The sequence below is a fragment of the Rhodopirellula sp. JB055 genome (genome assembly GCF_043100905.1).
GTDB lineage: Bacteria > Planctomycetota > Planctomycetia > Pirellulales > Pirellulaceae > Rhodopirellula.
In genome coordinates, this window is the sequence record NZ_JBICHO010000233.1 from 1 (window position 1) to 9,160 (window position 9,160).

The window sequence follows — 9,160 nt, forward strand, 5'->3', positions numbered from 1 at the left end:
CGCCGCCCCCTTCGAGGCTCAGTTCAATCCTCGTTGAACCCGCATCGATGCTGTTTTCGAGCAATTCTTTGACCACCGAAGCGGGCCGTTCAATCACCTCGCCAGCGGCGATTTGATTGACCAGATGGGCCGGCAATTGGCGGATGATGCGAGGTGGCTGGGCGGTCGTGGCGGTGGGCGTGTTCATGGCCCCAACTTACCGCGCGAGACCCAGATCGCACCAGGATCATCGTTCGGCGAAGCAGCAGATTGACCGGTTCTCGCCATGGAGGAAACGATTCGCCAGGAAAGCCGGCAAAACCCCTCCAGTCGGCAGGTCCGCTGAATTTGCCAGCCTGTGTGCTTGACCATAGCTGGAAGCCTATGTCACCGACACGTTCCGAATGTGGTCCTGCACGCAGTATTCTGTCTCCGTTTAAAATCCGAGCCCAATCTGCCCCCTGTTCTCGCGAGTGATTCACGATGCAACGAGAAGGACAAGCTTACATCGCACTCGCTCTCATTTTTGTTGGTTCTTACTTTTTGAGCCATTGGGAGGACCTGAGGATCCAACGAGTGAGTTTCAGTTCCGATGGACAGGCGTTTGTCCTGCAGAGGTCGGGCTTTGTAAGCGAAGTCGATCTTTATCATTGGTCACCTGACCTGGGACGCCGCACGCGGTTGGATTCCGAGGACTACCTTGATTCGGTTCGGTGTCTTCCCGATGCGACTGCTGTGTTGATCAATAGCCACATGGTTTGTCGTCTGCTGAAGCTGCATGACGATGAGTATGTGCCGGGATGGGAAAAGAATTTGCAGCGAGACGTTTGGCGGTTCGAAGGCGACGCTGTTTTTCTGCCGGATCACCAGCGTGTTGCGGTTCGAATTCGATATTACGGACCGGGGTTTCGCGAAAATGAGAGGACCGCGGTGCTCTTGTTGGATTCAAACACTGGGCAGACGCATGAGGAGATTTCCCTGGAATCGTTCAACGAGCGATTTGGTCAGGCTGCGGGAGCAGAAGGAGGCCGTTTCCACTTTGACTGGGGCGAGAGTGGGCATCGCTATGTCAGGAGTGAAACCGGTGTCGACAGCGTTTGGGAGGATCCGTCGGCTGAGACGGGTGGATTTCCTTATGCAATCGTCGTTCGGACATTCAATGGTGACTTTCTCCCGCGCTGGGTTTCGAATCGCAACGAAGCGACTGAAGAAACGATCGGTTCGTTTCAAATGACAGCTTTTGGCGAATCAACGTTGTGGCTCTTGATCCATCTCCTTTCGTTCAGTTACGCCGTTGCCGCCTACTTTCTCATGGCCGGAACTCCACGTCTTGGTTGGGGACGCTTGATTTTCAATTGGTTGGTTGTGTTGTCTTTGCCCTTGATTTTATTCGTCTTGAAAGGAAGGGTCGCGGAGGGAAATCTTGCTGGCTCTTTTCAACCGATGGACCACCTGCCGATGGTGGGGATGTGTTTCCTGAGTGGTTGGATCCTGGTTTGCGTTCTCTGGCTTGTCGGGTCGTCTGACGTCTGGAAAACGAGAGCGGGAGTGATGGCAGCGGCCGTGTATCCGCCGCTGGTCTTGGCGGTATTTCCTGCTTGGCTTGCGAAACATTTTGGCTGGAGGTTCTGCTGCGAAACGCCAGGTTCGTATGAATCGTCAAGTCTGACTGGAAGCGATCAGGACCGGCCAACGAAATTACATTTTGGGGTCCCAACGTTTGTATTGACCGTCTTTTGGATCGTCACCTTCTTGTCCCTTGGCTTGATCATGCCGTGGCAGATGATGTTCGGCACGATGGTGGTCGCGGGAGGGCTGTTGATTCTGCTCGGTCAATTCTCATGGACAAGGATCGCTGTGTTTCTGCTGACCCTCCATTTGTTGTTGATGATTTCAATCGCAAATGGCATCTGGCCGGTGGAGTACTTCTCGGCAGAGTACTTACTTGTTTTTATTCCGCTAACGATCATGCCTCTGTTGATTCGTGGTTGCCGGTTCCGATGTGACAGAGTCAGTCGAACGCTTTCCAAGCGTTGGCGGCGATCGATTCAACATTTACGTGCCGCCGTTGCCGCCATGGCGCGTCCTTGAATCGCGTTGGTGGGCTAGGAGAGCCGTCAGTCTGTCGAAGGTTTCCAGCCTGGTCTGCCTCGGCGGTTGTTCCTCACCGCTTGTTCCCAGGCCAGGTATCTGCCTCTCAGACGGTCCAGGTCGCCGGGGTGTTGGGAGGCTAAGTCGGTCTGTTCGCTGATATCGTCGGCCAGGTTGAATAGCCACTCTTGGATCGTTGTTCGGCCGTCGGTGGTGGCTTTTTCTTGACGGACATATTTCAGGTTCCCGTCCCGAATGCCGCTCCAGACTTGAGGGTCGCGAGGTTTTCGCCAGTGCAGCGTGCGGGGGTGAGGCGGTTCACCCGAAGCCGCCAGCGACAGGACGTCGATTCCCTCCATTTCGTCTTTTGGGGCGGGAGTGATCCCAGCGGCGGCTAGCATCGATGCGGTCAGATCGAATGTGATCGTGACTTGATGGCTGACTGTGTCTTCTGGCAAATGGCCTGGCCAACGAGCGATCAACGGAACACGGATTCCTCCCTCAAACGTCTGCCCTTTCAATCCTCGCAGTGGTTCGTTGCGACTCGCCGACGTGCCACCATTGTCGCTGGCGAAAATCACCAGCGTGCGATCGGTCATCCCAGATTCCTCGATCGCATGCAGCACCTTCCCAATACCTTCATCCATGTGACGCACCATCGATCGGTAGACACCCGGCGGATCGTCGCTCTGCTTCCAAAGTGGTGAATCAAGCGGCAGCGGATCAATAGGAGACTGGCCTGGCGGTTGATACGGCGTGTGTGGTGCGGTGTAGGGCAAGTACAGAAAGAATGGCTGCTCACTGTCATTCCGGTCGCGGACATATTGCACGGCGTGATCAGTGATGGTGTCCGTGAAGTAGCCTTCGCCGCTGATCGGCTGGCCGTTGCGAAACAGATTGTAAGTCGCAACCGAATCGAGGTAGTGGTAGTAATCCATTGCACCGCCGATGCAGTACAACGCTTCCTCAAATCCATGTTGCATCGGTGAAAATTGGGCTTCGTAACCCAGGTGCCATTTTCCGAACAATGCTGTTTCATAACCGACGTCGGACAGACGTTTCGCCAACGTCGGCCGGTCGGCGGGCAACCCCAGTTCGTTGACCAAGTGCAAGCGAATCGCATCGTCATAGCGTCCGACATTGCCAACTCCGATCGCACATTCCAAACCGCCCACATGTTGTTGATAGCGACCCGTTAAGAGCGCCGCTCGAGTGGGCGAGCATTCTGGGCCATTGGCATAGGCCTGCGTCCAGCGAACCCCTTGCCTGGCCAGCCGATCCAAGGTGGGCGTCGCGTGCGCGTCATTGCCATAACAACCCAGGTCTCCATAGCCGAGGTCGTCCGCAAGGATCAGCACAATGTTCGGGCGGTCGTTGGGATCGGCTCTCAGCGAAGTGGGGACGCAGGCATGAAAGCACAGTGTAGCCATTACCCAAACGGTGAGTGAGACGCCCCGTGGATTGATATGAATGGGAGACATGTTGGAGCCTTAATGGATTCAAACAGGTACGCAGGTGTCATCGGGTATCTGAGCCGTTTGGCGTTAGTCACGGTTTCCACGTACAACCGGGGCTAACGTCCAAACGGCTCACGAGATAGACCCCAATTGTTCGAGATCACGAACCCGTTTGGTCGGATTCGCTCGGCAGCGTTTCCAATCTTCGAGGCGAAACGTCCGGGGATTTGCCGGCTGGTCGTTGGCCCTGGCCGGGGCGATCTTTGTCACCCAGATCCTGACGGGCTTGTTCGGCCAATGCAGTCAGTTGAGCAACGATCTCAGGACGCGTCTCGGCAACGTTGTGCTGGCAAGCAATGTCATCCACCACGTTGAACAGAAGCGTTGTTGGTTTTTGCGAAGCGGTGAAGTGTGGATGTCCGGGGGACGCATCGATCGGCAGGAACATTTTCCAGGGACCGGAGCGGACGGCTTGCAGTTGATCTTGATGGTAGTAGTAGAACGCTTCGTACGGCGTCTTGGCGTTGGGTTCACCAAACAGCAGCGGAGCGATGTCGTGGCCATCGAGTTTGCGATCCGACGGCAGTTCACATCCGGCTAGATTCGCAAACGTAGGCAATAAATCCATCGTGGTTGTCAGTTCGTCACATTGAGTTCCGGCGGGCACTTTGCCTGGTTGCCAGACGATCGTGGGAACACGAAAGGAACCTTCGCTGGTCGTGTACCCGCGACCGTGGAGTGGCAAGTTGGAACCTCGGCTCAAGTCATCAGGATCGCGGTTGATCGGGGCACCGTTGTCGGAAGTCCAGATCACGAAGGTGTTTTCTGCGATGCCCAGTTCAACGAGCTGGTCCAGCATCTGACCGATCGACCAATCCAATTCTTCGACCGCGTCTCCCCAGGCACCGTTCTGGCTTTTGCCGCGAAAAGCGTCGCTGGAAAACGGTGTCTTGGTGCTGCCAGGCATCGCTTGTGGAAAGTACATAAAGAACGGTTCTTCCTTGTGCTCGGCAATCCATTGCATCGCTCGTTCGGTGTAACGCTTGGTCAATCCGTCTCGGTTGCACGGGGCTTCGATGACGGTCTCGTTTTCCATGAGAGGCAGAGGTGGCCAGTACGATCCATCTCGCTCCCAAACCCGCTCGGTCATGTCGTCGGAGTATGGCACTCCGAAGAACCAATCAAACCCCTGGCGGGTTGGCAGGAATTCCGGTTGATCACCCAGATGCCATTTTCCAACCAGTGCGGTGGCGTAGTCCTGTTGCTGGAGGATCTCCGCGATTGTGATTTCGTCGGGATGCAAGCCATAGGGAGAGACAGGACGCAAGACCGCGCCATCGCGATCGTTCAGATGCATTCCGACTCGTTGGGCATAGCAGCCGGTCATGATGCTGGCACGCGATGGGGTGCAGACGCCTGCGGTGACGTAGAAATGGGTGAACGTTCGCCCTTCCCTTGCCATGCGGTTCAGGTTGGGCGTTCGATGCAATGTCGATCCGAACGGTTCAATGTCACCGTAACCGAGATTGTCACAGTAGACGATGATGAAATTCGGTTTGGTTGTTTCGGCTGCCTTTCCAATGCCAAGCAGCGGTGACGTTGTAAGCAGCGTCACGATCCATCCAACAAGCCAACGCATCAGTTGTCCTCTATTTGGCTTTGAAACATATCCAGCAACGCTGCAACGATCTTCGTGGTTGCTTCCTTCTCGACATAGTTGGTTCCCAGCCAAGTTTCGTAGCCGCCCAAACGATGTTGTTGCGGCGTCGGCAGGTATCCAAAGGAGCCGTTGGCGAGTTCAATCGTAAAGGTGTCTTGGAAGGGGCTGCGGTCTTTCAGTTCCAACCCCGTTTCGGTGAACGTTTCAAACGGGATCGCGGCAATTCCCAAATCGCCAATGCGAAGAGCCTGAAGTTGAATCTCCACTTCCTCGGGCCCCGCCAAGATTTTCGCGATTCGATCGGCATAGATCTCTTCGCGGCGATGGCCGCTTCTTGAATGGTCGTCGTCGACACGTTTGATTTGTTCAAAGTGGGAGATCATCTTCGGTGTGGGCTGTCTGGTCTTCAGCGTCAACGTCGTGTGCTCGGCGGAGAGCGGCACCCAATCATGAAAATCGAGCTGCTGGTGGGCTTCGAACACGCGGCTGGCAACCTTCTCCGCAACTTCCTGCATCTTCTCGTAGGGATCGTACGTTCGGGGTGTTTGATCAGCGAAGTTGATGTTGTTCACATCGCCGCTGGTGCCATTGGAAAGGATGCCGACAAACGGTGGCGATTGATTGGTTGCACCCAGCTTTTCTTCGATGAATTTCGCGAAGTAGCCAAAGTAATCCGCTGAGACTTCTCCGGATCGAACGCCGCCGACATAGTGCAGCGAATAATTTGCCAGCAGAGCGATCGGCCGTCCGTCGGGGCTCTGCACTGAGACGAAGCTGATTTCGGGATCGGTTGGACCTGCGGGCCGATCCAGCTTGGAACTTCCACGAGGTGGATTCATCCGAACTTGATCGATGCCGCCAAACGGATTGCCGAGCAAACTGGCGTCGGTGACGAACCAACGACGGTTGAAGACTTCGGATGGTTCCTCCGCGCTTCCCCAACCAATCTTGGCCGGTTCCAGGTTTGCCAGCGCACGACGGATGCCGTCCGAGATTCGATGAGCAACAAAGGTTTGATAGTTTGTCAGCTCGGTTTCGTTGGCTGTCTTCAAGGCCCCGCGAGCGGTGGTTGCCGAATGGGTGTGCGTGGATGCCAACAGCATGTTGGAGACTGGCAACCCGGTCGCATCAGATGCTTGCTGTTTAGCGAGATCGAAGACTTCCACGGGGATGCCAACGTTGTCGCAGAGGACGATGGCAAGCTTCGTGTTGCCGTCATCCAGCACGAAACAGCGAGCGTGAAGTTCGTCATGCACATTGGTGGCTGGGATTGGTTTCCATCCACCGACAATCATCTCGCCCAGTGGCGGTGTGATGTTGCTGGTCGCGGCTCCAGCCCGAAAAACCGGATTGGAATCCTCGGCATGGAGGATCAATCCGTTGCTGAATAGAAGACTGGCGACACACAGTGAGAGAAGGACTCTGTTAAAGGCGGGGCGTGGCATGCTTTGATCCTTTGGGTTCAGGGGATGAATGGGGAGGGAAGGATCGATGAACGGGGCAGCAATCGATGTGGTTATAATCGAGCGGGCTGCAGGATGAAACAAAATGGAGGCGAAGCGAACTTGAGCGACGGGATCCACAGCACCGCTCGCGGTAGAAAGGCGATCGCACAACACGTCGCGAATGCGATTCGCCAGATGTACGGTGATTCCATCTTTCAACCTGGCTACTGATGAAGGCAGTTCAGCTAAACTCATTGATCGTTGGTGTTTTCGCCTCGTCCGAGAGAGTCTCGATGAAATTAAATTGCTGCGTTCTGGTCGGTCTCCTGACGACCTGTTGCTGGATCCATTTGGCTGGCCGCGCTATTGCGGGAGAGTTCAACACGGTGCTGGACATTGGTGATCCGGCTCCCGAATGGAGTGAGTTGCCCACGACGAAGGACACGACTTCGTCCCTAAAGGATCTATCGGAGTCGAAGGTCGTGGTTCTGGCGTTCACCTGCAACAGTTGTCCTTATGCGATCGATGCGGAAGAACGCCTGATCGCACTGACCAAGGACTACGCAGAGAAATCGGTCTCGGTGATCGCCGTCAACGTCAACACGATCGAAGAGGACTCGATGCCGGCGATGAAGGAGAAAGCGAAGGAAAAGCAGTTCCCGTTTGCTTACCTCTACGACGAATCACAGCAGATCGCTCGCGACTATGGTGCCAAGTACACACCGCAGTTCTTCGTGCTCGATGCCGATCGAAAGATCGCTTACATGGGTTCGATGGACGACAGTCCTGATGGCCGCAAGGTCACCAAGCCGTACCTCCGGGATGCAATCGATGAAGTCTTGGCTGGAAAGCCGGTGACCGTTTCAGAGACGGTTCCAGTTGGTTGCCGGATCCGGATGGAACGCCAACGCCGTTCACGTCGCACTCGTTAAGCAGGGATGATCGGGCACCACGGTGTAAGCCGCTAGGGCATGGGGCAGAAACAAAACCGACGCCGCATTGCCCTGCCGATCTGATTGAATAAGCAGCGCGTCAAAAGCGTTGGCAAAGACGCACGCGGATCAGTTCTCAGCAATCGGGGCAATTGCTGACGATGACTGCTGCAGGCAATCACAGATTGCGGCGTGGACTTGGACTTCTGATTCCGACGCATCAATGTCACGAACGAGTCCTTGTCGCCGATAGTGATCGAGCAACGGTGCTGTCCGGGATTCGTAAATGCGAAACCGTTCTCGGATGAATTCTTCCGCATCATCCGCTCGGTTCTCTCGTTCGCCCCGTTTGCGGAGACGGTCGATCAGCACGTCGGCGGACACCTGAAGGTGTAGGACGTGATCTAACCTCATCGAGTCGGCGACGAGTTGTTCGTCGAAGGCACTGGCTTGAACCAGCGTTCGCGGGAAACCGTCCAGCAGGTAACCAGCCTGACTGTCTGGTTCTGCCAATCGCTTGGCGACCATCTGCAAGACAAACTCATCAGGGGCAAAATGTCCCCGGTCGATTCGAAGATGGATCTGCTCGCCGCAATCCGCTTCCAAGGCTCTCAGCATTCCGCCGGTGCCGATGTGCGGCACGCGGAGGGCTTTGCTTAGCAGTTCACATTGAGTGCCCTTGCCCGCACCTGGCGGACCGATGAAGACAATTCGCACAACACTGCCCGGATCAAACGACAGGTGAAGTGCCGCCGCCGGCACCTTCCAGCAGTCCGCGGTAGTTCCGCATGACCAAGTGGCTGTCGATCTTTTGAACCAAGTCAAACGCCACGCTGACGGCAATCAGCAGGCCTGTGCCGCCGTAGAAACCGGCGATCGAGTAAGGAACACCCAGCGAGCCGTAAACGATCGTTGGTACAATCGCGATCAGACCCAAGAAGGCCGCCCCAACATATGTGATGCGGACCATCACCTTTTCGAGGTAATCCGTTGTACGGCGACCGGGGCGATAACCAGGAATGAACGTTCCCGAATCACGCAGGTTGTCGCTCATCTCTTTCGGGTTGAACGTGATGGCTGTCCAGAAGTAGCAGAAGAAGAAGATCAAACCGACGTACAACAGGTTGAAGAAGTAGGAGGTCTGATCGCTCATCGTCAAGCTGATCAGGTTGAATCCGCGGAACAAAGCTCCATCGGATGCGAACTGGCCAGCCAAGAAGCCAAACAGGACGCCGGGAATCATCAGCAGCGAGCTGGCGAAAATGATGGGCATCACGCCGGCTTGGTTGATTCGAAGTGGCAAGTGTTGACGGGTGCCACCGTAAACGCGGCGACCGCGAGTGAACTTGGCGGATTGGGTTGGGATCTTGCGTTGTCCCAAGGTGATGAACACCACACCGAAGACGACGACAACAAACAGCACGACCAAGATGATCAGTGTTTCGATCCCGACCTGCCCTTTGGCCAAACCAGTCAACTCGGTCTTCATGCCCAGCACCAATTCGTAAAGTGCCTTGGGCATCTGAGCCAAGATGCCGGCCATGATCAGCAAACTGATCCCGTTGCCGATCCCGTATTCGTCAATTTGTTCACCCA

The 9,160-nt window shown here is 55.6% G+C and carries 9 protein-coding genes; 3 read left to right on the forward strand and 6 right to left on the reverse strand.

Annotation, left to right across the window (positions count from 1 at the left end; genetic code table 11):
* On the reverse strand, positions 1 to 187 hold a 187-nt coding region (locus ACF8AM_RS09785), incomplete at its 3' end, for a hypothetical protein (RefSeq protein WP_392555461.1).
* A gap of 368 nt (positions 188 to 555) precedes the next feature.
* Between ACF8AM_RS09785 and ACF8AM_RS09790 the strand changes: the two genes are divergently transcribed.
* Entirely contained in the window at positions 556 to 2,070 is a 1,515-nt protein-coding gene (locus ACF8AM_RS09790) for a hypothetical protein (protein WP_392555462.1), read from the forward strand.
* A 26-nt stretch (positions 2,071 to 2,096) separates the two neighbouring features.
* Here ACF8AM_RS09790 and ACF8AM_RS09795 read toward each other — a convergent pair whose 3' ends face one another.
* The 3 genes from ACF8AM_RS09795 to ACF8AM_RS09805 all read right to left on the reverse strand — a co-directional run bounded on the left by ACF8AM_RS09795 (position 2,097) and on the right by ACF8AM_RS09805 (position 6,563).
* Positions 2,097 to 3,551, reverse strand: a complete 1,455-nt coding sequence (locus ACF8AM_RS09795) for a sulfatase-like hydrolase/transferase (RefSeq protein ID WP_392555463.1) — start codon at positions 3,549 to 3,551, stop codon at positions 2,097 to 2,099.
* Between the two features lie 136 nt (positions 3,552 to 3,687).
* Entirely contained in the window at positions 3,688 to 5,166 is a 1,479-nt protein-coding gene (locus tag ACF8AM_RS09800) for a sulfatase (protein WP_392555464.1), read from the reverse strand.
* The gene (locus tag ACF8AM_RS09805; RefSeq protein ID WP_392555469.1) at positions 5,166 to 6,563 is read right to left on the reverse strand and encodes a neutral/alkaline non-lysosomal ceramidase N-terminal domain-containing protein; all 1,398 of its coding nucleotides are present in this window, start codon (positions 6,561 to 6,563) and stop codon (positions 5,166 to 5,168) included. The genes ACF8AM_RS09800 and ACF8AM_RS09805 overlap by 1 nt, the downstream gene beginning before the upstream one ends.
* Before the next feature lie 162 nt (positions 6,564 to 6,725).
* On the opposite strand from ACF8AM_RS09805, the gene ACF8AM_RS09810 reads away from it, so the two are divergent.
* Both ACF8AM_RS09810 and ACF8AM_RS09815 read left to right on the forward strand, forming a co-directional pair.
* A complete protein-coding gene (locus ACF8AM_RS09810; protein WP_392555465.1) occupies positions 6,726 to 6,863 on the forward strand; it encodes a hypothetical protein in 138 nt (45 codons plus the stop codon).
* A gap of 62 nt (positions 6,864 to 6,925) precedes the next feature.
* Positions 6,926 to 7,564 carry a thioredoxin family protein gene (locus tag ACF8AM_RS09815; protein ID WP_392555466.1) on the forward strand — a complete coding sequence of 213 codons (639 nt, stop codon included), beginning with the start codon at positions 6,926 to 6,928 and terminating at the stop codon, positions 7,562 to 7,564.
* A 129-nt stretch (positions 7,565 to 7,693) separates the two neighbouring features.
* Here ACF8AM_RS09815 and ACF8AM_RS09820 read toward each other — a convergent pair whose 3' ends face one another.
* Positions 7,694 to 8,281 (reverse strand): adenylate kinase, encoded by a 588-nt coding sequence (locus ACF8AM_RS09820; RefSeq protein ID WP_392555467.1) that lies wholly within the window; start codon positions 8,279 to 8,281, stop codon positions 7,694 to 7,696.
* 13 nt (positions 8,282 to 8,294) lie between these two features.
* On the reverse strand, positions 8,295 to 9,160 hold an 866-nt coding region (locus tag ACF8AM_RS09825), incomplete at its 5' end, for a preprotein translocase subunit SecY (protein ID WP_392555468.1).